We start from the raw sequence: 23,654 nt of genomic DNA on the forward strand, positions 1-23,654 counted from the left end.
TCGTTGAGGTATTGGCCTTAGGCTGGCATCTTAGCATTAAGCTCGAACGGCAGGAAATGGATCTCCGCCTTGACCTCATCGCCTAGATCATCCATCGCCTGGATCAACGAGCGCAGACCAACCACACACCATGTGCAGGACACATCGGAGACGAATTCGATTTTCAGGGCAGTGCTCATGGAACCCTCGCTCACAATTGGCAGTGGGAAAGCGCACACTTTACACCTTCGAACCACCCCGCTCATCTGAACTACAACTGGGCGATATGCGCGACATCGTGTTTATGGGCGTTCAGGTACGGCAATACCGCAGCCAGTAACGGCGCTTTGAACACCTCTTGAAAGCGATGGGCCATGCCCGGAATCAAGCGTAATTCGCTGCCGTGGATATGCGCAGCAACATGAATACCGTGCATTACCGGCAATAACGGATCGGCCGTGCCATGTATCACCAGCGCGGGCAGCCGCAGGCGATCCAGTAGTTCGACGCGGCTGGGTTCAGCCAAAATCGCCAGGATCTGTCGCTTTACCCCGTCAGGATTAAACGCCCGGTCGTAGGAAGCAGCCGCTTGCTGCAGGAGCATTTTGCGATCGTCCACGACGTGCGGGCTGCCCAGCGCCGCCAGCAGATCGGCCTGCTGTTCCAACGCCACTTCGCGATTCGGCGCACTGCGGCGGGCGAGCAGTTGCAGCAATGCAGGCGTCGGCATCGGCAAGCCTGGTGCGCCAGAACTGGTCATGATCAAAGTCAGGCTCTCGACGCGATCAGGCACCAGGTCGGCCATATGCTGGGCGATCATGCCGCCCATGCTCGCGCCCAACACATGGAAATGCCGGATGTTCAGCGCGTCCATCAAACCAACCGCGTCATTGGCCATGTCCGTCAGGGAATAGGGCGCCGACACCGGCAACCCGATCTTGTAGCGCAGCACTTCGAATGTCAGATTGGGGCTGGCAGGCGCTTGCACCCACGTCGATAAACCGGCATCGCGATTGTCATAGCGAATCACCCGGAAGCCTTGCTGACACAGCGCAACCACCACCTCATCCGGCCAATGAATCAGCTGCCCACCCAGGCCCATGACCAACACCAACGCAGGATCGGAATCGCGTCCGATGCTTTGGTAAGCCAGATGAACCTGCGCCAGGTCAGCCATTTGAGTCGGGACATTTACATCACACCGAGACGCCGCAAAAGCCGGCAAGCCGCACAACAGCGCGACGCAAAAAATGAACACCCGCATTCCACACACCAAGCCGTAATCCCCAATAGCTGCGGAGTGTGCTGGGGTTTACAAAAGCGCGCTGCCACAGTTGCGTGACAGTTTGATGAAGATGGGGTGAGTGGTAGGTGTGTCATGCCGGTGCGCCAGCTTCCCCAGCGGTGTAGCAATCGCGACTGGAATACCAGAGCGGTTTTCAGCTTTAAACGGTCGGGAGAATTACCCTAGACCAGACCGAACTCTCCAGCCAACCACATACATATCATTATCAAAAGAAAAACTATAACACTCCATTGTAGCATTATCAGCTTGAGCTTAATTGGCCCGGGCAAGTTAATAAAATCAACTTCGCCGAGGCTGCCTCGCTTAATATAATTCTTTGAAAATGTAACGTAGCTTGAGATAGCTCCTATCATTAGCAGCCTTCCCCATGGCCCTCCATGCCTGAGAGGGCTTAGAGTTATGACGGCGGGACTGTTTGTAAAATAGTCGAGCAACCGGTATGTTCTCGTGTATGCCATATGTAGCGCTACTCCAAGACAGATAAAAATCCCTACGACATCAATGACTCCAATAACTAGAAATATTTTATCAGCAAGGGCGAGGCTCACTTAGCCACCTGATAGATTTTTTCAGCCAACTGCTCGACAGCTTTTCCACCAACATAGCCTCCTGAGAAAGACGCTATTCCGACTCCCACAATACCGCATACAAGCACTGCCCCTCCTCCCGTTGGTACTCCTAGGCTGACGCACAACCCTGTAACAACGGGGCCGGTTACGGTAAAGCCTGCAGCTGCGCCACCAGCAACTGTGCCGAGGAAACTTCCACTTTCAGTATATTTCACCCTTTCACAGGCATCGGCATCACCCGCCGCGCATACATCTTGCACCTTCATATAAGAAGCACCGCCGCCGATAGCGATACCGACATACCCTCCATATTTTAGGTAATTAGACGCTTTGGTAACACCAGCCAGATGCGTAAGATAACCAGGATTCATATCGTGTGCGCCAGCCCGTCCCCATCGATGTACCAGACTCCGACTGGATATACCCAGAGCGGTTTTCAACTTGGGGTGATCGGGGAAACCAATGCCTTTTTTGGTCAATGAAGTGAGGTGACCATCGAGCAAATTTAATAAGCGTTTACGTTCCGCGAAAAACTCGGCTGAGCGTAGATGGCCAAATTTTTTGAAACTGCTCGTGTGCAAGTCATCTATCTCTTTTAATAGTACTTCCACACTCTTCAGGTTGTTCGCCAGGATCGCCTCGCCTACCCCTATCGATGTAGATCCCTTTGTCAAAAATGTTTCAATCTCATCCCGATGACGGACCATAAAGTCCGCTTCCTCGGAACTGAGGTCAGCCAATAACTCATTTACCCTGCGGGCCGCTTCCATTAGCCGGGCTTCTTCTTCCGAGCATTGGTAGTTACTGGGATCGCTTAGCACGATCATCTGCCCGGCTTTAATCTGATCCAAACCGGGATTCAAGGCCCGGAACTTGGCGAGGACAGTGGGGGTGGGTGAAGTGAACAACTCAGCTTGCAGCGTTTCTACCGTGGTGCTTTTGGGCACGATGTAAAACCCTGGGTCGTAGAGTTCGACGGCTGCCGGCCATTCTTCTGGGGGCATCATCCTATTAGGTTTTACTCTCAACCGCTGAGCTTCGGCTTTGGTCGCGCTCAGTGCTTTTTGTTCCGGCGTTTCACGGTATTGCTCATGAACAAAGCGAGATAAACGTTTGGGGTCGGGTAACAATGGAGTGAGGTGTAACGCTGAGGTGTTTTTGGTCGCGTAGGTCAGCGCGCCTGGTTCGATGTGCCTCACGGCCCGCGATTGGTTCGAGAGGCTACGCTGTTCTTGCAACAGTTCGTGCATACCTTGTTCAGGTGTTTTCCGGCTCAACTGCACGGCATCGACGATGCCTTTTGCGTAGACGGAGACTTCCCGACTGAACTGCAGTCGGCGTTTACCGTCGCTTAAATGACGAACGCCGACAGTCATGGCATGTGACGACAACTGACTGGCCGCTTTTGTAACATCGTGGATGTCGTAGCGGTTTGGGTTCATGACTTACTGCCCCAAAAGCTATAAGCACTGCTATTAGCTAAATGCTGTGTCCAGCGAATATCCTGATAGCTGAGGGCCACATGTTCTTGAAAGTCGGCATCCGGTTGCGAAAGCGTATCGGGCATCGAATGTGAAAGGTCCGCGATGATTCCCCCCGATAACTTCGCAGAAAGGTACAGTTCCTGGCCGCCATTGGCTGCCACCCGGTAGAAGCTAATCGTGCACTCTACCTCCTCGCTATTAGAAAACGCTTGAGCAAGCAGCGGTGTCGATTTGTCGGAGTATTTTGTGATGACAATCGGGTTGTGTATCGGGTGGTTGGAATTGCCGGAGCGGGTCATGTTGTGGTGGTAAGACAACACCATTATTTCGTCGGTATGTCCGGACTGATATTTATTGCCAAGAGACTCTGGAGTTGAGCACTTTTCTGAAATCAGCTTTTGGGTCTTACCGGTAATGGTCATGTATGCGGTGCTGGCCATGAGTGCGCGTCCTTTTTCGTCGGACGTACAGGCTACTGAAAAGCAAAACGGCTGAATGTAGGACGCATCGAGAACTGGAGTAGGAAACGTCCCAAGCAACTTGTAACTCTCCAATGTCTCGACATTCAGCGTGTTACAGGACGATCCGCAAATAGCCTATGCACCTGCCACAACATGAGACAAACTAATCGCACATAAAACCATCACGAAATTATTTCACGGAGCCTCTTGTGCTGGAAATTCGCCATTTGAAAACTCTGCAGGCTCTGCGTGAAGCTGACAGTCTGGTTGAGGCCGCCGAGCGTTTGCACCTGACCCAGTCTGCGTTGTCGCATCAATTCAAAGAACTGGAAGAGCGCGTCGGCCTGCCGCTGTTCGCACGTAAGACCAAACCGGTGCGCTTCACCAGCGCCGGGCTGCGGCTTTTGCAGTTGGCCGACTTGATGCTGCCGCAACTGCGCAGTGCCGAACGCGACATCGCGCGATTGGCGGGCGGCACGGCTGGACGCTTGCATATGGCTATTGAATGCCACAGCTGTTTCCAGTGGCTGATGCCCACCATCGATCAATTTCGCGACGCCTGGCCGGAAGTGGAATTGGATCTGGCCTCAGGTTTTGCCTTTGCACCGCTGCCAGCACTGGCTCGTGGCGATCTGGATTTAGTGGTGACTTCCGACCCACTGGAACTGGCGGGCATTACGTACGTGCCACTGTTCACCTACGAAGCGATGCTCGCGGTGGCTAACCAGCATCCGTTAGCCAACAAGCCGTACGTGGTGCCGGAAGATTTGCTCAAGGAAACCCTGATCACTTATCCGGTGGAGCGCGACCGGCTGGATATCTTCACCCGTTTCCTTGAGCCGGCGGACGTGGAACCGGCGCAAGTACGCACCTCGGAATTGACCGTGATGATGATGCAGTTGGTGGCCAGCGGTCGCGGAGTGTGCGGCATGCCGCATTGGGCGCTGCATGAATACAGCTCGCGCGGCTACGTGAAGGCCAAGCGGCTGGGTGAGAAAGGCTTGTTTGCCACGCTGTACGCCGGCATCCGCGCCGACATGCTGGATGCGCCGTACATGAGGGACTTTCTGCTGACGGCGAAAGACACGTCGTTTTCGACGCTAAATGGGGTGAGTGCTGTGAGGTAAGGCGGTGCATCAGGCAAACCGCGGCGTGTCAGTTACTCCGCCTCGCCAACAAGTTGGCTCCTACCGGGGATATGATAGGGCAGTGATTATTCCCCGGTCGCCTCTTCTTCTTTCTTAGCTCCCGATCCAAACGTTGAGAAGCGTTTGTTGAAGCCGGCGATCCGACCTTCAGTGGCAGTTTTGCGTTGTTGGCCGGTGTACATCGGGTGCGAGGCGCTGGAAACATCGAGCGCGACATACGGATAGGTTTGGCCGTCTGAATGCTTATGCGTACGCTCAGTGTCGACCGTGGAGCCGATCAGAAAGAATGTATCGGACGCAGTGTCGTGAAACAGCACAGAACGATATTCAGGGTGGATTCCCGTTTTCATGGTGAGCCTCCGGCAGTTCTTGATCAGGTTATTTACTGTTATACAGTAACATAACGACAAAATCGGGTGATACCGAATCGCAATATGATTAGAACGCTGCGGACTAAAGCTTAATGCCAGCAAAGGCATTGCGGTCTGCTGCCAGACCGCAATGCAGCGCTATCAGTTAGTTTCCTGAAAGTCCATTTCCGGCGGTTGGCGACGAAAGCCGCTGGTTAGCCATGCCAAGTAAACAATCCCCACTGCTAACCAGCTAACCCCAAGGATAAGCGCCATTTTGTCGAGGCTTATCATCAGCCACAAGCACGCCACTGCCCCGATCAGCGGGAAAACCAAAAACAGTATCAGCTCGCGAAGCCCTCGGTTTTTAGCCCCGATCCAGTAGTGGAAGATCACCGACACGTTAACCAGAGTGAATGCCAGAAAGGCGCCGAAATTGATGAAGGAGGTCGAGGTCGTGACATCCAGTTTCAGCGCCATTAGCGCCACCACGCCGCACAATATGATGCTGTTGACCGGAGTGCCGAAGCGCTCGCTGACCCGACCGAAGAATGACGTCGATAGCACGCCGTCGCGGCCCATTGCATATAGAAGGCGCGAACCGCTGGCTTGTGCCGCGAGGCCCGATGCGAACTGGCCGACAACCATACCAATCATGAAGAAACTGACGAACAGGTCCCCACCAATATTCCTGGCGATTTCGTAGGCGGCCGAATCCGAGTTTTCGAACACTATTGACGGGTGCGCCAGTTGCACGAAGTACGACACGACAATGAAGATCAGGCCGCCAATTAAAGCGATCAACATGATCGCCCGGGGAATCGTGCGCACCGGATCCTTGGTCTCTTCAGTCATGGTGCTGACCGCATCGAAGCCAAGGAACGAATAGCAGGCAATCGCTGCACCGCTCATGATCAACGGCAATTTCATGTCGCCAGAGATGAAGGGTTTCAACGTCCACAACGGCGTGCTGGCGTCTCCACCAATGTAATGAATGCACAGCACGACAAACGCCACTAACACCAGCATTTGAATGAGCATCAGCAAAGCGCTGACGGTATTAGCCAGCTTCAGGCCGACGATGTTGATTAGCGTAGTAATGACGATAAACGCCAATACCCAAACCGGCTGCGGCACTGAAGGAAAAGCTGAGCCCAGATAAGCAGCGCCAATAAGCCAGATTGCCATTGGCAAAAACAGATAGTCGAGCAGGACCGCCCACCCGGCGAGAAACCCAAGTTTCGGGCTGATGGCTTTACGCACGTAACTGTAGGCGGAACCGGCGACCGGGAACGCCGCAGCCATGTGGCCATAGCTCAATGCGGTGAAGAACATCGGCACCAACGCTGCCAGATACGCCGCTGGCACCATGCCGTTGGTGGATGTGGCCAAGATGCCAAATGTCGCGAGGACGACGGTAGGTGTCATATAAGCGATGCCGAACAGCACCACCGCCCCTAATGAAAGGGTGCGTTGCAATCGAGCCATGAGCTATTACTCCGGGATTATTGATTTTATGGCAGAGAAAAATTCGGCAGAACAAACACTGTTTTTATGAATGAAATGCAGACCGTCCCCACGCTCTGCGCGGAAACGATCAGTGACTCGGTGTTACGGAATCAGCAGCTCACGCCGACCGTCATCGTGTTCGACAACGTGGCCTGGCAAGCGGATACGTTGATCATCCAGGTAGCGGTAGTCTTGGCGCGCGGCGGCCAGCTGGCTGAAGTCCAGCTCCACACTGAACTGGCACTCCTCACGGCTGGCTTCATGAATCATTGTGCCGAAGGGGTCGACCAAGGCACTGCCACCGGCAAACACCAGATTGTTATTGCCGCCACCCACCCGATTTACCATCACGGCGAAAGCCTGGTTTTCCTGCGCGCGGGCCATGATCGCGGTGCGGTGAGTCGGACCATAGGGGTCCATATTGCCGTTGGTCACGATGATTAAATCGGCTCCGATCTGCGCGATTGCGCGGGCGGTCTCCGGGAATTCAATGTCGTAACAGATCAGTAGGCCAATTCGCACGCCGCTCCACTCACACGTGACATATCTGTCCCCGACCTGAAAAACACTGCGTTCAGAGGGCCACAAATGGGTCTTGCGATATTGCAGCGCGATACCGTCCGGGGTGATCAGCAATGTGGTGTTATAGAATGTGCCTTGGGCGTTTTCCGCGAAGCCAATCACAACGGCAATGTTGTGCTCGCGAGCGGCTTGCTGCACGGCTCGCACGGCGGGGCCATCTATCGGCTCAGCCACCTGAGCCACGGTATCAATGGAAGGAAACCCCATCAGATAGGTTTCCGGAAATACGATTAACCGGGTGTCACTGGCGCACGCTGCAATCGCGGCTAATGCCCGCTGCAGGTTGTACGCGGTGCCGTTATCCTGGCCTGCCAGTTGGGCAAGTTCGACCTTCATGGGTTCTCCTTGTTCGACGTCGATGCCGACCCGGCACAATAAGTGCTGGATGGTCGTCGGCTGTGCGGGCAGTATGCGCATCAGCAACGAGTGCGGGGAATTACGCAGCTGTGGTAACCCAATAGGGGTAGGAGTATGACAATCGCACTGCAGGACATCGCTTGGCATCGCTCGGTCGCACAATTGATCGAAGCGCTGGACAAGCCGAATTTCTGGGCACAATTGGTGCGCCTTCTTGATCAGTACGTGAGTTTCGATAGCTGGGTCGCGCTGCAATTCAGCGCTCGCCAGCGGCCACTGGTGTTCGCAGAATCCCACGCCGAAGACGGCACCCCCGACCAACTGTTCCAGGATTACCTCAAGGGCTTGTACCTGTTGGACCCGTTCTACATCGCCAGCCGAGAGCACTCGCAAACCGGCCTGTTCCGCCTGGCCGAAGTCGCCCCGGAACACTTCGAGCTGACCGAGTATTATCAGCGCTACTTCCGCCTGAACGTAGTGGCGGACGAGATTCAGTTCAATTGCCAACTCGATGCCGACCGCACGGTATGCCTGTCCCTGGGCTCGACCCAACGCTTCAGCACTGAACAAATCGCCTTGCTGTCGTTGATTCAACCGTGGGTGGTGGCGTTGCTGCGCCAGCGTATGCCGTTCGAGCTGCTTGACCCGTCGGAGCGACCTAGCGCCGTCCAGGCCCAGCCTTTGCAAGGTGGTATTGACTGGCGCAGCCAACTTGAAACCTCAGTCTTACAAAGTCGTGGTGCCCAATTGACGGCCCGTGAGCTGGACGTCGGTCGACTGATGCTCAGCGGTTGTTCCAGTAAAGAAATCGCCCGCAAACTGGATATTTCCGTCGAGACGGTGCGGGTGCACAGAAAACACATGTACAGCAAGCTCGGCATCAAATCGCAATCAGAGCTGTTCTCGATTTTTCTGCAGGCCCAAAGTGCCTGAGCCAAAGGACGGTTGCAGCCCGGCCATGCGCGAGCGTGGAAGTGCAGGCACGCAGCCACCGATTTATAGGCGCGAGACAGCGCCAGCTTTTTAACTAACCGTCATCAGCCCCCAGGATTCCGTATGAGCCTGTCTTTACTCAGTCGTTACGCGTTTTTTGTCCTTTGCGTGTTATTCACCCTCGTTAGCATCCCGTTCTGGCAGCATGAATGGCTTTGGCCCTTCACTTTGGTCGCCGGTGTACTCAGCCTGATCGGCATCGGCGATCTGTTGCAGACACCACACGCGGTGCGCCGCAACTACCCGATTCTGGGCAATATCCGTTACTTGGTTGAACGCATTCGCCCGGAAATCCGCCAGTATTTGTTGGAATCCGACAGCGACGCCCTGCCCTTCTCTCGCGCCCAGCGTTCGTTGGTGTATTCCCGAGCGAAGAATGAATCGGCGGAGAAACCGTTCGGCACGCTGATCGACGTTTACCAAACAGGTTTTGAATTCATCAGCCATTCCATGCGTCCGGCGCCATTAAGCGATCCCACGGCGTTCAGGGTGATCGTCGGCGGCCCGCAATGCACTCAACCGTATTCGGCGTCGGTGTTTAATATCTCGGCCATGAGCTTCGGTTCGCTGAGCGCCAACGCCATCCGCGCGCTGAACCAGGGCGCCAAACTGGGTAACTTTTCCCACGACACGGGCGAAGGTAGCATCAGCCCGTATCACCGTGAGAATGGCGGTGATCTGACCTGGGAATTGGGCAGCGGCTACTTCGGCTGCCGCACCTCCGATGGTCGATTCGATCCTGAGCGCTTCAAGGTTCAGGCCATGGACCCGCAAGTGCGGATGATCGAAATAAAAATGAGCCAAGGCGCCAAACCGGGCCACGGCGGCATTCTGCCCAAGGGCAAGGTGACCAAGGAAATCGCTGAAACACGCGGCATCATGATGGGCGAAGATTGTATTTCGCCGTCACGCCATAGCGCGTTTTCGACTCCCGTGGAGTTGATGCAATTCATCGCGCAACTGCGAGAACTGTCGGGCGGCAAGCCGGTGGGCTTTAAGTTCTGCCTTGGTCACCCATGGGAATTCATGGGCATTGCCAAGGCCATGCTGGAAACCGGTATTTACCCGGACTTCATCGTGGTGGATGGCACCGAAGGCGGCACTGGCGCGGCACCGGTCGAATTCACCGACCACATCGGCGTGCCGTTGCGCGAAGGCCTGCTGTTCGTGCACAACACCCTGGTTGGCCTGAACCTGCGGGACAAAATCAAACTCGGCGCCAGCGGCAAGATCGTCAGCGCGTTCGACATCGCCAGCATCCTGGCCATTGGCGCCGACTGGGCCAACGCGGCACGCGGTTTCATGTTCGCCATCGGTTGCATTCAGTCGCAAAGCTGCCACACCAACAAATGCCCCACCGGCGTCGCGACCCAAGACCCGCTGCGCCAACGCGCGCTGGTGGTTCCGGACAAGGCGCAACGGGTGTTCAACTTCCACCGCAGCACCTTGCATGCACTGGCGGAAATGCTCGCGGCAGCAGGTCTCGACCACCCTTCGCAGCTTGAAGCCAAACACCTGGTGCGTCGCATGTCCGCCACCGAGATCAAGCTGTTCTCGCAATCCCATGTGTTCCTCAAACCCGGCCAGTTGATCACCGGCGAAGTGGACGGCAGCTTCTACTCGAACATGTGGCAAATGGCCCGGGCCGACAGCTTTGAGCCGAACGAAATCTAGCGCTGCCCGTGGGCCAGTGCCGTTGGAGCGAAGGTGAATAACCGTAGCTCCAACTGGCCAGTTTTCAGCAGGCTTTGGGCCAGCCAGCCTGCGGGAAAAGGTCCGGGCTGGCCGAACAGCGACGGCTCCGCGAGCCACCAGACGCGTTTGGTTCCCACTGGCAAATGAGCCAGCTCATCAAGGTAAATGCTGTCCCAGTTCTGATGCAGCAAACTTAATGGCCCATAGGGATTGGAACGATACTTCGCGTTGTCGCTCAGGTGGGTGTCGTAGAGCATTGGCACGATGCCGGTGTGGTTGTAGTACACCGCGCTGAAGTACAACAGCTTGCCGTCGATAACAATTTGGTCAGCGCTTTCGGCGTGTACATTGATGTAGTGGCCGACTTCTGCAAACGGCTCGATAACGGCGTTTCGTGGATAATTCAAGTCCTCCTGCTGGCTGTAGTTGAACTTCAGCCCAAGGGCTTGCACGGCCAGAATGGCAATGATTGCCATGACCGCGATGGTCGGACTAAGCGATTCCAACTTGAGCACCGCCACGGCCAGTATCATGGGTAGGCCGAGTGCCGCAAATACCACATAGCGTTCCATGAACGTGGGTATGGCAAGGGATACCAGCAGCAAGGCGACGATGGGAACAAAGGTATAGAGCCCCAGGAACAGATAAAACTTATAACGACTGCGATCAAACAGTGTGACCCATCCCGCCAGCAACATAATCGCCAATGGCAACGCCCAGTAAATCGGCCAGAACAAGGTGTGGGCTTTCTTCAGGGTCATAAACGCCCACAGCGACGAGGGAAAGGTGTAAACCGTGGTTGCCAGTAGCCAGGAAATACTTCCCGCGTCTTCAACACTTTTGAAGTGAGTCATAACGTCGTACAGGCTAAACAGCCAAGGGATGTACAGCACGACGATTGCAATGTTGGCGGTCCACCAGGCGGGACGGGTGATATAGCGGTCTCCGGTTGAGCGATTAAAACTTAATATCAACAGGTACAACCAATGGGCTAACACGCCGAGTATTGCGTAGTAATGGGTATAGACACTCGCGGCCACCAACACCGTATACACCGCCAGATAACGGTTGCGTGCGGGTTCTTTAATCCAGAGCACCAGCGCGATGGTTGCGCCAAGCAATAGCATTGCCAGCAGCGCATACATCCGAGCCTCTTGGCTAAAGCGTATGGCCACAGGGAAAAACGCCAGAAATAATCCTGCCAACAGTGCGGCCCGGGACGAGGCGATCAAGCGCATCAGCCAGATCCCCAATGCCACCGAGGCGACCCCTGCCACGGCGCTCAAAGAACGAACCGCAAAGACGCTGTCGCCGAAGATATCCATCCAGCCGTGCAGCAACAGGTAATACAACGGCGGATGGATATCATGTCCCGTAAGAGACCAAATAAGCGCGGGAGGATAGGCGCTCAATATCACGCTGAAGGCTTCGTCATACCAGAGGTACGGGATCGTTATCCCGTAGAAGCGAGTGATCGTCGCCAGCGTCAGTATTAAGCAAACCCCAAGTCGGCTGATCAATATCGACTGCTCTCGGTTTTCCACTGGATAGATGTTCAGGTCCATCACTCCTCCGTGCGCATTGGTTTGTCAGGTCATTGAGTGGCTCGGTCAACGGCGTAAAGCCGCAGCTGTGTACTGCCAAGGGTTGGAACGATGAGTGCATGCCAGTCAGGAGGGACAGACACATAGGCTGTTGCACCTCGGCCGTATAATAGCCAGACCCGCTTGGCCTTGGCGTCGAGACTTGAACGTTGGTCCAAGTATCGGTAACAGCCAATACTCGCAAACGAACACCGCTCGGTTGGGTGCGCTTACGGGTTTTTGCGGAAAAAAAAGCTCCATCACGCCCTCCGGCGGCTATGGCCCTGGTGAGCTAATGAGGAGCTTCATCGTGGCGCACGACATTTTTCACCACGTAACGCGGACGGTGTTTGGCCTCCATATAAATGCGCCCTATGTATTCGCCCAAAATGCCAATACCGATCAACTGCACGCCACCCAATAACAGGACGGCTGTGATTAATGAGGTATAGCCGGGCACGTCGTTACCGAAGAAGATTTTGTCGATCACTCTATAGGCCGCATACACCAACGAAAATAACGAGATGGCCCCGCCTATGTAGGTCCAGACCCTCAAGGGTACGGTGCTGAAAGAGGTGATGCCGTCCAGCGCCAGATTCCACAATTTCCAGCCATTAAACTTGGTATTACCCGCAGCGCGTGCGGCGCGGTCATATTCAACAATGACCGTTTTGAACCCCGCCCACGACAGCACGCCTTTCATGAACAGTTGCTGTTCCGGCAAGGTTCTCACGACGTCCACCACCTTGCGGTCCATCAGGCGGAAGTCGCCGACGTTCTCCTCGATCTTGGTACTGGCGATGACATTAAGCACTTGATAAAACATCGAGGCCGCCTGCCGCTTTAGATAGCTGTCGGCAGAACGATCATGTCGCTTGGCCAATACCACGTCGGCACCGTTTTGCCATTCTCGGATCAGCATTGGCACCACGTTGATAGGGTCTTGCAGATCAACGTCCATGGGGATTATCGCTTCTCCACTGGCGTACTCAAGGCCGGCAAACAGCGCAGCCTCCTTGCCGAAGTTGCGCGAAAAGTCGACCAACAGCACGTTGTCGTCGGCCAAGGCCAGCGCTTGAGCAAACTCTCCGGTGAGGTCGGAACTGCCGTCGTTAACGAAGACTATTTCAACCGTGTAGGCGGCTAACAAAGGCTCTTGGCGAACGGCCTGATAGAATAACGCGATGGCCTGTTCTTCGTTGTATACAGGGACTATCAGCGAAATCTTCAAGAGCGGCTCTCCCGAAAAACGATACGTTTAGAGTAGAGGAAGCCACACGCCAGGCTAATCGCCGAGAACAGCACCCATGTGACTAACGGAGGGAAAAGATAGAGGTCTGCGAGGTGACCAATGGCCAGACTCAATAGCCCCATGAAGGCAACGAATCGCAGATAACGCGACCATGAGCGTTTGGCATTGAAGGTGTATCGGGAATTGGCATAGAAGGAAAACGACACGGCAACGCTGAAGCCACACAGGTTGCTGTATGCCTGACTGATGCCCAAGCCTACGTGGAAGGTCAGGAAAACTACCCCGTGGATAAGGGTGTTTATGGCTCCTATCACTACGTAACTAGCGAACTGTTTTTGTTGTGGTTTCATGTTCGACCCGCAGCGTATCGCTAAGGGGCCCATCCAAAGCAAGGCAGCCGTAAGGACAGTGTAGAACGATAGTGTCGAAATTCACGGGAAAGGTTCCAGCCTGCCGACCGATCGTCCTTGATACATTCAGAAATACCCCTGTTTTGCATTCAGACGTCAATAAAGCGACCCTGCGCGCGGCCGATACGCGGCCTTGAACCTCCAAGACCCATCGCCCTCCTTTATTGAACACCCGCTCAAGAGTTCGCAGCCATGACTAACGAACGCGATCTTCGCATCGACTTCTTTCGAGGGCTGGCGCTGATCTTCATCTTTTGGGATCACGTGCCCAACAACCCGCTCGCCTACCTCACTGTGCGCAATGTCGGCTTCAGCGATGCCGCAGAAATCTTCGTCTTTCTCGCCGGCTATGCAGCGGTTTTGGCCTACGGACGAATCGCCCAACGCGACGGATTTGTCGTGGCCTGCATACGCATCTTGCGTAGGGTCTGGGTGCTTTACGTTGCGCATATCTTCTTGCTGACTTTGCTGATGGGCATTGTCTTCGTTGCTAACAACCACGTCGAAACCCGGGACATGGTTCAGGAAATGGGCCTGGATTATTTCGTGAGAAACCCGCAACAGGCATTGGCCGATGAGCTACTGCTGCGTTTCAAGCCCAACCTGACCGACCCGCTGCCGCTGTACATATTATTGCTACTGGCCCTGCCGTTGATTTTGCCGTGGCTGCTGCGTCGGACCGCATGGGCTGTCGGGCTATCTGTCGCGCTGTATTTGATGGTGCCTCTGTTTGGATGGAACCTGCCGGCATACGAAGGCGGCGTCTGGTACTTCAATCCGGTGGCCTGGCAGTTGCTGTTTGTCCTCGGCGGCGCTTGCGCAGTGCGGGGGCAACGTATGACGCTGGAAAAAGCCCGCCCGCTCAAACGGCAGCCTTTATTCATGCTGTCTGCGTTCTATCTTCTGTTAAGCGGGTCAATCGCCCTCTCGTGGCAATGGCCAGCGATTCAGGACGCAGTGATGCCGAAAATCATCGCCGATGTCCTGTACCCCATCAGCAAAACCGATCTGTCGCCCGTTCGCTTGCTGCATTTTTTGGCCTTGGCCTACTGCATCGCGAAACTGCTGCCCACCGCCACAGCATGGATGAACAGCTGGCCCGCACGGCAAACATCACGCATGGGCCGTTTCTCGCTGGAAGTTTTCTGCCTCGGCGTATTGCTCGCTCCCCTGGCCGACATGGCCAATGCACTGGCTGGTGACACATGGCCGATGCAAGTGTGCACAGCGTTGGTCGGGCTGGGATTGATGGTGCTGCTGGGGGGGTGGCTGGATTGGAACAAGCGGTTGGGGGCGTCGGCTCCGGTGGCGACTGTTTCGAAGGTTGGTATGTAACGCCTGGTACCCGCAGGACACTGCCTCTGTCTTCGACGCCTGTGACGCAGGCTCAAATGAAACCTTGCCGCATCAGAAAAACCGGCTCTTTTACGCTATTGACCCTGCGGAGTGAAGGCACACTGATATCAAGCAAGTCAGCAAAACCCGCCTGGATTCAAAACGATACAAATTTTTCACCATTCGCCTTCAGCGTCTAAGCTTGTGTCAGGTGCGATTAACACGCTTAACCGGGCCAATCGATATGGGCGCTTTGTGGCATTCCGATTCGAAAAAGACTGTCGTTCCCGCTGACGGTCTTGATGACACTCCATTGCCGAAACCTCCACGTCGTAAACGCTATGGCTGGCGTCTGTTTTGGCTAGTGTCGGTCATCGGTTTGGTTGCGCTGGGCTTTGCTCTATCCGCCGAAATCCACAGTTCCAGGCTGCAAGCACGAGAGTTCAGCCGCTTCGGCAGCCAACTGGCCTATTCAATGCAAAGCGGCCCGAGCACTGCCATCGTCTATCCCGGCGATGGACCGTTCGATAAGCGCCTGGGATATTCGGCGCTGGGTGAGTTCCTGCCGCGCCTGCTTAAACGCGACTACCTGATCACTCAGCAAGTGCGTTTTTCCCCCGATCTGCTCGGCTACAGTCAGCGCGGCTTTTTCGTGCCTTATCAGGAAAAGATTCAGGCAGGTTTGTCGATTACTGATTGCCAAGGATCGCCGCTCTATCAGTATGTTTATCCGCAGCAGCTCTATCCCGATTTCGCCAGCATTCCGCCACTGGTGGTGAACAGCCTGTTGTTTATCGAAAACCGCGACCTGCTCGACCCCAAACAACCGAAAGCAAACCCCGCAGTCGATTGGCCACGTTTTGCCAAAGCGGCAGCCTCCCAAGTAGCCAAAGTATTCTCGCTGGCCGGTCAATCCGCCGGCGGCAGTACGTTGGCCACGCAACTGGAGAAGTACCGTCACTCACCCGACGGTCTTACGCAATCGGGGGCAGAAAAACTGCGGCAGATGATTTCTGCCAGTGTTCGAGCCTATCAGACCGGGCAGGATACCCTGGACGCCCGACAACGCGTGGTCCGCGATTACCTCAATAGCGTGCCCTTGTCCGCGGTGCCAGGACATGGCGAAGTGCATGGCTTGGCCGAAGGGTTGCGAGTGTGGTACGGCGCGGATTTCGATGTGGTCAATCAGCAACTTCGTGCTACCGGCGCCAACCCGAGAAGCCTTGCCGAACGAGGTCTGGCCTTGCGCCAGGTATTGTCACTGGTGATCGCGCAACGTCGACCCTCGCATTACCTGTCTCGCGGCCGTGAGGAATTGGCCCAACTGACCGACAGCCATATCCGCCTGTTGGCGCAAAACCGGGTGATTGATCAAGCGCTGGCGAATGCGGCGCTGGACAGTGTGGTGACGTACCGCGATTGGGCGCAGCAACCCACCATTCAAATGATCGAGACCGACAAAGGCATTAGTGTCGCCCGCAGCCGCTTGTCGGTGCTGCTCAATCGCCCGCTGTATGACCTCGACCGCCTGGACCTGTCGGCCACCAGCACGTTACAAAACAATCTGCAAACCAGTGTCAGCCAATATCTGCAAGACCTGGCCGACCCCGCCGTTGCTGGCAAGCTCGGTTTGATCGGCGAACATTTACTGACCCCCACCAACACCGCACAGGTCCGGTACAGCTTCACCCTCTTCGAACGCGGCCCTGACGGCTCGCGAGTGAGAGTCCAAACCGATAACACCGATCAGCCGTTCGACATCAACGAGGGTAGCAAGCTGGAGCTTGGTTCCACGGCAAAAATGCGCGTATTGACGACGTACCTGGAAATTATCTCCGAACTGCATCAGCGCTATGCCGGACAAAGCCCCTCGGAATTGAAGAAAGTTCCAGTAGAAGAGCCAGACCGACTCACGCGCTGGGCGGTGGATTACCTGGCGCAAAACAAAGACCAAAACCTGCCGAAGATGCTCGCCGCCGCGCTGGACAGGCAATATTCCGCCAGCCCCTATGAAGGTTTTTTTACCGGCGGTGGCATGCATACCTTTCATAATTTCCGTAACGAAGACAACGGCCGCAGCCCCAGCCTGCGGGACGCTTTGCGCGAGTCGATCAACTTGCCATTCATCCGACTGATGCGTGATCTGGTGCGTTACAGCATCTACCAATCGCCCAACAGCAGCGCTCAGTTGCTCAAGGACGATGACTATCCGCAACGCCAGGAATACCTCAGCCAATTCGCCGACCGTGAAGGTAAGGTTTACTTGTTGCGATTCTGGAAGCGCTACAAAGGCAAATCCACTCAAGAACGCTTGGATACCTTCCTCGACAGCATTCACCCCACCGCGATACGGATGGCCGCGGTGCACCGTTATTTGTTACCCGAGGCTGATCAGATCGCATTCAACGCGTTTGTTCGCGCGCACTTGGCCGAGAGCAAAGTCGCGACCGAGAAATTGACCGATAAACGGTTGGACGAGCTGTATCAAAACTACGGACCGGGCGCCTACGACCTGCCGGATCAGGGCTTTATCGCCAAGGTCCACCCGCTGGATTTGTGGCTGGTGGGCTACCTGCTGAAAAATCCCGATGCGCAGTTCAAAGAGGTGGTTGCCGCCAGCCAGATGGAACGCCAGGAGGTCTACAGCTGGCTGTTTAAAAGCCGTCACAAAAGCGCGCGGGATACGCGAATTCGGACCATGTTAGAGATCGAAGCCTTCACTGAGATCCACAAGCGCTGGCTGCGCGTGGGTTATCCGTTCGAATACCTGGTGCCCTCACTCGCCACCGCCATCGGCAGCTCTGGGGACCGCCCGGCCGCACTGGCCGAGCTGATCGGGATTATTCAGAACGACGGTATCCGCTTGCCGGTATTGCGTATCGACAGCCTGCACTTTGCCGCCGGAACACCTTATGAAACCCGGCTGACCAACAATCCCGATTTGGGCAAGCGTGTGCTGCCGTCGGAAGTTGCGACAGCCATGCGTGAAGCGCTGTCGCAGGTGGTGGATGCGGGGACAGCGAAGCGGGTGCAGGGCATTTTCAAACTGGCCGATGGCAGTACGCTGGCCATGGGCGGCAAGACCGGCACCGGCGACAACCGCCTGGAGAGCATCGGCGCGCGCGGCAGAATCCTGGGCTCCAAGTCGATCAACCGCACCGCCACATTCGTGTTTTACATCGGCGACAACCACTTCGGCACCTTGACCGCATTTGTGCCGGGACGTGCGGCTGAAGCGTTTAAATTTACCTCTGCGCTGCCGGTGCAAGTGCTGAAAGGCATGGCCCCGATTCTGAATCCCTACCTGATGCCAGGCACTCATACCGAATGCCAAGTGCCGCCCGCTACGTTGCAAGCCAGCGCTCAATAAGAACCGCTCGTCTCTGGCGCTTGCGCTTAAGTTAAGATATATCTTAAGGTATATCTAACTTAACCAAGAGACAGAGAAAATGAGAGAAACAGGTGATCATCCCCACCACCATCCCCATCACCGCGAACACGGTGATGGTCGCGATGGTTTCGAAAAACGCCCCGGTCGTGAACGCGGCGGTCGTGGCCCTCGGGTTTTCGCCCCCGGCGACCTCAAGTTATTGTTACTGGCTTTAATCGCCGAGCAACCCTGCCATGGCTACGACCTGATCCGTCAGATTGAAGGTATGTTCGACGGCGCCTATAGCCCGAGTCCCGGTGTGATTTATCCGACGCTGACCTTTCTTGAGGAAAGCGAATTGATCCTTGGCGATGCGGTTGGCGGCAAGAAGCACTACACGGTTACCGACGCGGGTCGGCAGTCGTTGGCGGATCAAGCCATCGCTTTGGACGGCGTAAAGATGCGCATCGATGTGAGTAAGCGCTCGTTACGCGGCCATGATCGGCCGGCAGAAATTCACGAGGCTGTGCATAACCTTCGGCATGCCTTGCAGTTGCACCACGGACGCTGGAATGCGGACGAAATCCTGCGGGTCCGGGATCTGTTGAACAACACCGCCAAAGCCATTGTGGATGGTCCGCTCAACGCGCCGGAGAACACTTGATGAATTCGCAGCAGCACGACATTCAACCGCAGGCTATTCACCGTGTCAGCCATGAAATAAAACGACGCAAACTGGAGGTGATCCGGGTCATCGACGTGACCCCGCGCATGCGCCGCGTCACCCTGAGTGGTCCACAACTGGAGGGGTTTGTCAGCCTGGGGACCGATGATCATGTGAAATTGATCTTCGCCCAAACACCAGAAGAGCAGGCCCTGTTGGAAACCTTCGTTCCGGGTGCACTGGCTGACGGCCCGCGTCCAGCCATGCGCGATTACACGCCTCGGCGTTACGACCCGAAGACCGGCGAGTTGGATATCGATTTTGTCCTTCACGGCGAAGGCCCGGCTGCGACATGGGCCGAGCAAGCCACAGCGGGGCAATACCTGCACATCGCCGGACCTCGTGGTTCGATGATCGTGCCCGATATTTTCGACAGCTATTTACTGATCGGCGACGAAACGGCGCTGCCGGCGATTGCTCGTCGTGTAGAAAGCCTGCCCGCCAACCGCGCGGCCTTGGTGGTGGTAGAAATTGAGGATTCAGCCGAACAGCAGACCTTCAATAGCCCTGCGCAGGTTGACGTGATCTGGATAGTGCGTAGCGAGCAAAACCTGGTTGATGTGGTGCGTAAGCTTGAAATGCCCGAAGGCGAGTTATACGCCTGGGTCGCCACTGAAGCGGGCCTGTCACGCAAGGTGCGGCGGGTGTTACTGAATGAGTTCGGACTTAGCGAACAGCAAGTTAAAACTTCGGGTTACTGGCGGGTAGAGGGTGCGGTTGATTAAGTCTCGCCAACACGTTGGCTCCGCACGGGCTGCACAGGCGAGGCGGTTGATCAGATACACCGCGTCCGGCCCTTTAGCCAATCGAGGATCAGCAGCACGCTGGATATAAGCAGAAATCCACCCAAAACCCCGATCGCGTTAACAAACGCCTGTGGATAACCCAAGACACCTGCATCGATGAACGGATACATGTAGTCGCTGACCAGTTCGCCGCGTAGCAGGACGTAGGCGAAATACACCAGCGGATAGGCAGACCACAGCAGCACATGCTTGATGCGCAACATCCCCTTGGGCACGTACAGCCACCAATACGCCAGAAATAACACGGGCAATAGGTCGTGGAGTAATCCATCGGCAACCCATTGCAACCCTTGGGGATTCCACAGCGAGCGCAGTAACAGGTTATAGGCGATGCTCACTAACAGGATGCTGGCGGCAATCCCGCCGACGACCCAGGGCGTGCGCAAGAACCGGTGACCGCAACTGTTCCTCGCACTCAGCGTGCAGGTCAGCGCGGCGGCTACAAGCGTGTTGGTGATGATGGTGAAAAAACTGAAAAAACGCACCACTCCGGCCAAGAGGCTGGCATGGTCGAGCCAACGTGCGGACAGAATCAGGTAAAGCTGGATGGCCAGTGCAGACCAGCCGAGCACCGCTGCTACCAGAGCAAAGCGCCGCTGCCCTGGCGACAGCAGAATGTGTTGATGAAGGATCATCCAGGCATTCAGCCTTTGCTGCGTTGCAGTTTCAGGTACAAGCCTTCCACTTTTTCCCGCGCCCAGGGCGTCTTACGCAAAAATGTCAGGCTCGATTTGATGCTGGGATCGCTTTTAAAGCAGCGAATATCAATATTTTCGGCCAAGCCTGACCATTCGTAATGGGCCACCAGGGCTATAAGAATCTGCTCCAGCGTTACGCCGTGCAGAGCATTGCTATTAGATATCGTCATGCTCAACCTTCGAAATAATTAGGGGAGCGTGCCCCTCAGGGTGCGCACCTTAGCTGAGCCTTAAGGCTACGCAAAGGGACAAACGTTTTCGGCAATCAGTTCAACTGTTACATAACCCGCAATGGACCCTGTCACTTTCCCCACTTTTTCTTCGCGGCTCAAATCACTATTCTGCCCCACGGTTAGCTGAATCGATTAACCCGCAGCAAAAACATGCGCGTGCGGCAGGGACCTGAACTCTGCGCACCATGCGATGCCTATGAACAAACCCCAGCGAACCCAGATCAAGCAGTCATGCTCTCAAGCGACCGAATCGTCGGACGTTGAGGGCACGAATCTGTCCGAGCCAGGCTCATAGGTAAGCAATGCGAATGCAGCGGCGATCCTTAATTGTCATGGAGAAAACAACACTATGAGCACTGATGGTGCTTTAAGCAGAACTCGCCTGTTACCGACATTGCTCGGTTTGGTATTTCTGGTAATGGGCTTGGCCATGCTGGCCGGCGGCGTGGAACTGCTCCAACTGGGAGGTTCGCCGTACTACCTGATAGCAGGTGTCTGCATTGCGATCACCGGCGTGCTGCTGATCATGGGCCGTCGCGCCGCGATTGGCCTGTATGCGCTGGTGTTATTCGCCAGCACCGTATGGTCATTGTGGGAAGTCGGCCTGGACTGGTGGCAATTGGTCCCACGTCTGGCGCTATGGTTTGCCCTGGGTATCGTGCTTTTGCTGCCATGGTTACGCCGCCCATTGTTATTGCGCGGGCAGTCCTCTGCCATCGGCACACGGGCATTAAGCCTGGCGGTGATCTTCGCAGGGTTGACCGCACTGGCCAGCCAATTCACCAACCCAGGTGAAATCAAGGGTCAGCTGGACCGCGAAACTGCGGGCACTACCAGCGCCGCCCCGGCTATGCCCGACGGTGACTGGCAGTCTTACGGTCGCACTGCTTTCGGTGATCGGTATTCGCCACTGGCGCAAATCACCCCGGAAAACGCTGGCAAGCTGGTACCTGCCTGGACTTACCGCACAGGCGATATTCCTGGGCCGAACGATCCGGGTGAAACCACTGCCGAGAACACCCCCCTCAAGGTTAACGGCATGCTCTATGTATGCACGCCGCACAGCCAAGTGATCGCATTGGATCCGGACACCGGTAAAGAGCTGTGGAGATTCGACCCGAAGATCAGCACGCAGAAAGCGGCTAACTTCAAAGGTTGGGCGCACATGACCTGCCGTGGTGTGGCGTATCACGATGATGCTGCCTACGCGGCTGTTCCAGCTACGGCCACGGCGGTTCCTGCACAAAGCCCGACTGCGCCAGCTGTAACAGGCACCTCCGCCAATTCGTGCCCACGTCGCCTGTTTCTGCCGACCGCTGACACCCGCCTGATCGCCTTGAACGCCGACACCGGCAAATTGTGCGAAGGCTTCGGCGACAAAGGCTCCATCGATCTGGGCACCAACATTGGCACCTTTGAACCGGGCGGCTACTACTCCACGTCGCCACCGGCGGTGACACAGAACCTGGTTGTCATCGGCGGTCACGTTTCCGATAACGTCTCTACCGATGAGCCTTCCGGTGTGATTCGTGCGTTCGACGTACACACCGGTCGTTTGGTCTGGAACTGGGACAGCGGCAACCCGGATGACACCACGCCTATCGCACCGGGGAAAACCTACACTCGCAACTCGCCTAACATGTGGTCGATGTTCGCGGTGGATGAAAAGCTCGGCATGCTGTACCTGCCAATGGGCAACCAGATGCCTGACCAATGGGGCGGCAATCGCACCCCTGAGTCAGAGAAATACAGCGCTGGCTTGACCGCCCTGGACATCAACAGCGGACACGTGCGCTGGACCTTCCAGTTCACTCACCATGACCTGTGGGACATGGACGTGGGCGGCCAGCCAACGTTAATGGACATCAAAACCGCCAGCGGCATGAAGCAATCGGTACTGGCTTCGACCAAGCAGGGCAGCATCTATGTGTTGGACCGTACCAACGGTAAGCCTGTGGTTCCGATTAACGAAATTCAGGTGCCACAAGGCGCGGTTGCTGGCGATCACACGTCGCCGACTCAGCCTAAATCGGACCTGAACTTCATGCCACCGCCGCTTAAAGAACGCGACATGTGGGGCGTGACTCCGTTTGATCAGATGCTGTGCCGTATCGACTTCAAGTCACTGCGTTATGACGGCCCGTTTACGCCGCCATCACTGCAAGGCTCGATCGTTTATCCCGGCAACTTTGGCGTGTTCGACTGGGGCGGTATTTCGGTTGATCCAGTGCGTCAGATCGCTTTCGTGAACCCGGACTACATGGCGTTTAAATCGCGATTGGTGCCGGCCGCTGACGTTGCCGGTGGCCCAGGCCGCAAGAGTGAAACCCAAGGCGTGCAGCCCAACAAAGGCGCGCCGTATGGCGTGATCCTCGAAGCGATGCTGTCGCCACTGGGCTTGCCATGCCAAGCGCCAGCGTGGGGTTATGTTGCGGCGGTGGACTTGACCAATCACACCACCATTTGGAAACACAAGAACGGCACCGTGCGTGACAGCTCGCCAATTCCGATGCCGTTGACCATGGGTGTACCCAGTCTGGGCGGGACTTTCATCACCAAAGGTGGCGTAGCCTTCCTCAGCGCAACCCTCGACCAGTACCTGCGTGCCTACGATGTTCGTAACGGTAAGCAACTGTGGGAAGGTCGCCTGCCTGCGGGCGGCCAGACCACACCAATGACGTACACCGGCAAGAACGGCAAGCAATACGTGCTAGTCATGGCCGGCGGTCACGGTTCACTGGGGACTAAACAAGGCGATTACATCCTGGCATTCAAACTGCCGGACTGATTCGCACGAGGGGTAAATAAAA

The 23,654-nt window shown here is 55.9% G+C and carries 19 protein-coding genes and 1 pseudogene; 8 read left to right on the forward strand and 12 right to left on the reverse strand.

Going from position 1 to position 23,654, the window contains the following annotated elements; all coding sequences use genetic code 11:
• Nucleotides 1-20 precede the first annotated feature (20 nt).
• From JWR17_RS08150 to JWR17_RS08165, 4 genes and pseudogenes are all read right to left on the reverse strand, one after another.
• A pseudogene (locus JWR17_RS08150) lies at nt 21-179 on the reverse strand (disulfide bond formation protein DsbA); the annotation flags it as partial.
• A 71-nt stretch (nt 180-250) separates the two neighbouring features.
• Nucleotides 251-1,243, reverse strand: coding sequence for an alpha/beta hydrolase (locus JWR17_RS08155; protein WP_299830115.1), 993 nt, complete (start codon nt 1,241-1,243; stop codon nt 251-253).
• Between the two features lie 586 nt (nt 1,244-1,829).
• Entirely contained in the window at nt 1,830-3,296 is a 1,467-nt protein-coding gene (locus tag JWR17_RS08160; protein WP_299830117.1) for a hypothetical protein, read from the reverse strand.
• Entirely contained in the window at nt 3,293-3,778 is a 486-nt protein-coding gene (locus tag JWR17_RS08165; protein ID WP_299830119.1) for an Hcp family type VI secretion system effector, read from the reverse strand. Before JWR17_RS08165 ends, JWR17_RS08160 begins: the two co-directional genes overlap by 4 nt.
• A 230-nt stretch (nt 3,779-4,008) precedes the next feature.
• Here JWR17_RS08165 and metR point away from each other — a divergent pair, with 230 nt between their 5' ends.
• Complete coding sequence (metR, locus tag JWR17_RS08170) at nt 4,009-4,926, forward strand: transcriptional regulator MetR (RefSeq protein WP_299830121.1); 918 nt, start codon at nt 4,009-4,011, stop codon at nt 4,924-4,926.
• An 86-nt stretch (nt 4,927-5,012) separates the two neighbouring features.
• Here metR and JWR17_RS08175 read toward each other — a convergent pair whose 3' ends face one another.
• The 3 genes from JWR17_RS08175 to JWR17_RS08185 all read right to left on the reverse strand — a co-directional run bounded on the left by JWR17_RS08175 (nt 5,013) and on the right by JWR17_RS08185 (nt 7,724).
• Complete coding sequence (locus tag JWR17_RS08175) at nt 5,013-5,297, reverse strand: type B 50S ribosomal protein L31 (protein WP_299830123.1); 285 nt, start codon at nt 5,295-5,297, stop codon at nt 5,013-5,015.
• A gap of 162 nt (nt 5,298-5,459) precedes the next feature.
• Complete coding sequence (locus JWR17_RS08180) at nt 5,460-6,785, reverse strand: APC family permease (protein WP_299830125.1); 1,326 nt, start codon at nt 6,783-6,785, stop codon at nt 5,460-5,462.
• 123 nt (nt 6,786-6,908) lie between these two features.
• Nucleotides 6,909-7,724: a carbon-nitrogen hydrolase family protein gene (locus JWR17_RS08185; RefSeq protein WP_299830127.1), complete on the reverse strand. Its 816-nt coding sequence runs from the start codon at nt 7,722-7,724 to the stop codon at nt 6,909-6,911.
• 135 nt (nt 7,725-7,859) lie between these two features.
• On the opposite strand from JWR17_RS08185, the gene JWR17_RS08190 reads away from it, so the two are divergent.
• Together JWR17_RS08190 and JWR17_RS08195 are read left to right on the forward strand one after the other, a co-directional pair.
• A complete protein-coding gene (locus JWR17_RS08190) occupies nt 7,860-8,678 on the forward strand; it encodes a LuxR C-terminal-related transcriptional regulator (protein WP_299830128.1) in 819 nt (272 codons plus the stop codon).
• 123 nt (nt 8,679-8,801) lie between these two features.
• The gene (locus tag JWR17_RS08195) at nt 8,802-10,412 is read left to right on the forward strand and encodes an FMN-binding glutamate synthase family protein (RefSeq protein ID WP_299830129.1); all 1,611 of its coding nucleotides are present in this window, start codon (nt 8,802-8,804) and stop codon (nt 10,410-10,412) included.
• Here JWR17_RS08195 and JWR17_RS08200 read toward each other — a convergent pair.
• The 3 genes from JWR17_RS08200 to JWR17_RS08210 form a co-directional block, all read right to left on the reverse strand.
• Nucleotides 10,409-11,998 (reverse strand): glycosyltransferase family 39 protein, encoded by a 1,590-nt coding sequence (locus JWR17_RS08200; protein ID WP_299830131.1) that lies wholly within the window; start codon nt 11,996-11,998, stop codon nt 10,409-10,411. The genes JWR17_RS08195 and JWR17_RS08200 overlap by 4 nt on opposite strands.
• Before the next feature lie 310 nt (nt 11,999-12,308).
• Entirely contained in the window at nt 12,309-13,247 is a 939-nt protein-coding gene (locus tag JWR17_RS08205; protein WP_299830133.1) for a glycosyltransferase family 2 protein, read from the reverse strand.
• Nucleotides 13,244-13,618, reverse strand: coding sequence for a GtrA family protein (locus JWR17_RS08210; RefSeq protein WP_299830135.1), 375 nt, complete (start codon nt 13,616-13,618; stop codon nt 13,244-13,246). Before JWR17_RS08210 ends, JWR17_RS08205 begins: the two co-directional genes overlap by 4 nt.
• Nucleotides 13,619-13,870: 252 nt before the next feature.
• On the opposite strand from JWR17_RS08210, the gene JWR17_RS08215 reads away from it, so the two are divergent.
• The 4 genes from JWR17_RS08215 (at nt 13,871) to JWR17_RS08230 (ending at nt 19,832) form a co-directional block, all read left to right on the forward strand.
• On the forward strand, nt 13,871-15,013 hold the full coding sequence (locus JWR17_RS08215; RefSeq protein WP_299830136.1) for an OpgC domain-containing protein: 1,143 nt from the start codon (nt 13,871-13,873) through the stop codon (nt 15,011-15,013).
• 244 nt (nt 15,014-15,257) lie between these two features.
• A complete protein-coding gene (locus JWR17_RS08220) occupies nt 15,258-18,383 on the forward strand; it encodes a transglycosylase domain-containing protein (RefSeq protein WP_299830138.1) in 3,126 nt (1,041 codons plus the stop codon).
• 79 nt (nt 18,384-18,462) lie between these two features.
• Complete coding sequence (locus tag JWR17_RS08225; protein WP_299830140.1) at nt 18,463-19,047, forward strand: PadR family transcriptional regulator; 585 nt, start codon at nt 18,463-18,465, stop codon at nt 19,045-19,047.
• Entirely contained in the window at nt 19,047-19,832 is a 786-nt protein-coding gene (locus JWR17_RS08230; RefSeq protein ID WP_299830142.1) for a siderophore-interacting protein, read from the forward strand. The genes JWR17_RS08225 and JWR17_RS08230 overlap by 1 nt, the downstream gene beginning before the upstream one ends.
• A gap of 50 nt (nt 19,833-19,882) precedes the next feature.
• Here the strand turns inward: JWR17_RS08230 and JWR17_RS08235 are convergent, their stop codons facing one another.
• Together JWR17_RS08235 and JWR17_RS08240 are read right to left on the reverse strand one after the other, a co-directional pair.
• Nucleotides 19,883-20,548 (reverse strand): Pr6Pr family membrane protein, encoded by a 666-nt coding sequence (locus tag JWR17_RS08235; RefSeq protein ID WP_299830144.1) that lies wholly within the window; start codon nt 20,546-20,548, stop codon nt 19,883-19,885.
• A gap of 8 nt (nt 20,549-20,556) precedes the next feature.
• Entirely contained in the window at nt 20,557-20,781 is a 225-nt protein-coding gene (locus JWR17_RS08240) for a VF530 family protein (RefSeq protein WP_299830146.1), read from the reverse strand.
• Between the two features lie 412 nt (nt 20,782-21,193).
• Between JWR17_RS08240 and JWR17_RS08245 the strand changes: the two genes are divergently transcribed.
• A complete protein-coding gene (locus tag JWR17_RS08245) occupies nt 21,194-23,632 on the forward strand; it encodes a glucose/quinate/shikimate family membrane-bound PQQ-dependent dehydrogenase (RefSeq protein ID WP_299830148.1) in 2,439 nt (812 codons plus the stop codon).
• Nucleotides 23,633-23,654 lie beyond the last annotated feature (22 nt).

The sequence above is a fragment of the Pseudomonas sp. genome, from assembly GCF_028293835.1.
GTDB lineage: Bacteria > Pseudomonadota > Gammaproteobacteria > Pseudomonadales > Pseudomonadaceae > Aquipseudomonas.

What these genes read in the sequence shown, in the direction of transcription:
- JWR17_RS08210 (WP_299830135.1), bottom strand. Translation starts at nt 13,618, where the DNA reads ATGAAACCACAACAAAAACAGTTCGCTAGTTACGTAGTGATAGGAGCC.
- JWR17_RS08195 (WP_299830129.1), top strand. Translation starts at nt 8,802, where the DNA reads ATGAGCCTGTCTTTACTCAGTCGTTACGCGTTTTTTGTCCTTTGCGTG.
- JWR17_RS08225 (WP_299830140.1), top strand. Translation starts at nt 18,463, where the DNA reads ATGAGAGAAACAGGTGATCATCCCCACCACCATCCCCATCACCGCGAA.
- JWR17_RS08180 (WP_299830125.1), bottom strand. Translation starts at nt 6,785, where the DNA reads ATGGCTCGATTGCAACGCACCCTTTCATTAGGGGCGGTGGTGCTGTTC.
- JWR17_RS08230 (WP_299830142.1), top strand. Translation starts at nt 19,047, where the DNA reads ATGAATTCGCAGCAGCACGACATTCAACCGCAGGCTATTCACCGTGTC.
- JWR17_RS08200 (WP_299830131.1), bottom strand. Translation starts at nt 11,998, where the DNA reads ATGGACCTGAACATCTATCCAGTGGAAAACCGAGAGCAGTCGATATTG.
- JWR17_RS08160 (WP_299830117.1), bottom strand. Translation starts at nt 3,296, where the DNA reads ATGAACCCAAACCGCTACGACATCCACGATGTTACAAAAGCGGCCAGT.
- JWR17_RS08245 (WP_299830148.1), top strand. Translation starts at nt 21,194, where the DNA reads ATGAGCACTGATGGTGCTTTAAGCAGAACTCGCCTGTTACCGACATTG.
- JWR17_RS08165 (WP_299830119.1), bottom strand. Translation starts at nt 3,778, where the DNA reads ATGGCCAGCACCGCATACATGACCATTACCGGTAAGACCCAAAAGCTG.
- JWR17_RS08155 (WP_299830115.1), bottom strand. Translation starts at nt 1,243, where the DNA reads ATGCGGGTGTTCATTTTTTGCGTCGCGCTGTTGTGCGGCTTGCCGGCT.
- JWR17_RS08215 (WP_299830136.1), top strand. Translation starts at nt 13,871, where the DNA reads ATGACTAACGAACGCGATCTTCGCATCGACTTCTTTCGAGGGCTGGCG.
- JWR17_RS08185 (WP_299830127.1), bottom strand. Translation starts at nt 7,724, where the DNA reads ATGAAGGTCGAACTTGCCCAACTGGCAGGCCAGGATAACGGCACCGCG.
- JWR17_RS08240 (WP_299830146.1), bottom strand. Translation starts at nt 20,781, where the DNA reads ATGACGATATCTAATAGCAATGCTCTGCACGGCGTAACGCTGGAGCAG.
- JWR17_RS08235 (WP_299830144.1), bottom strand. Translation starts at nt 20,548, where the DNA reads ATGATCCTTCATCAACACATTCTGCTGTCGCCAGGGCAGCGGCGCTTT.
- JWR17_RS08220 (WP_299830138.1), top strand. Translation starts at nt 15,258, where the DNA reads ATGGGCGCTTTGTGGCATTCCGATTCGAAAAAGACTGTCGTTCCCGCT.
- JWR17_RS08190 (WP_299830128.1), top strand. Translation starts at nt 7,860, where the DNA reads ATGACAATCGCACTGCAGGACATCGCTTGGCATCGCTCGGTCGCACAA.
- JWR17_RS08175 (WP_299830123.1), bottom strand. Translation starts at nt 5,297, where the DNA reads ATGAAAACGGGAATCCACCCTGAATATCGTTCTGTGCTGTTTCACGAC.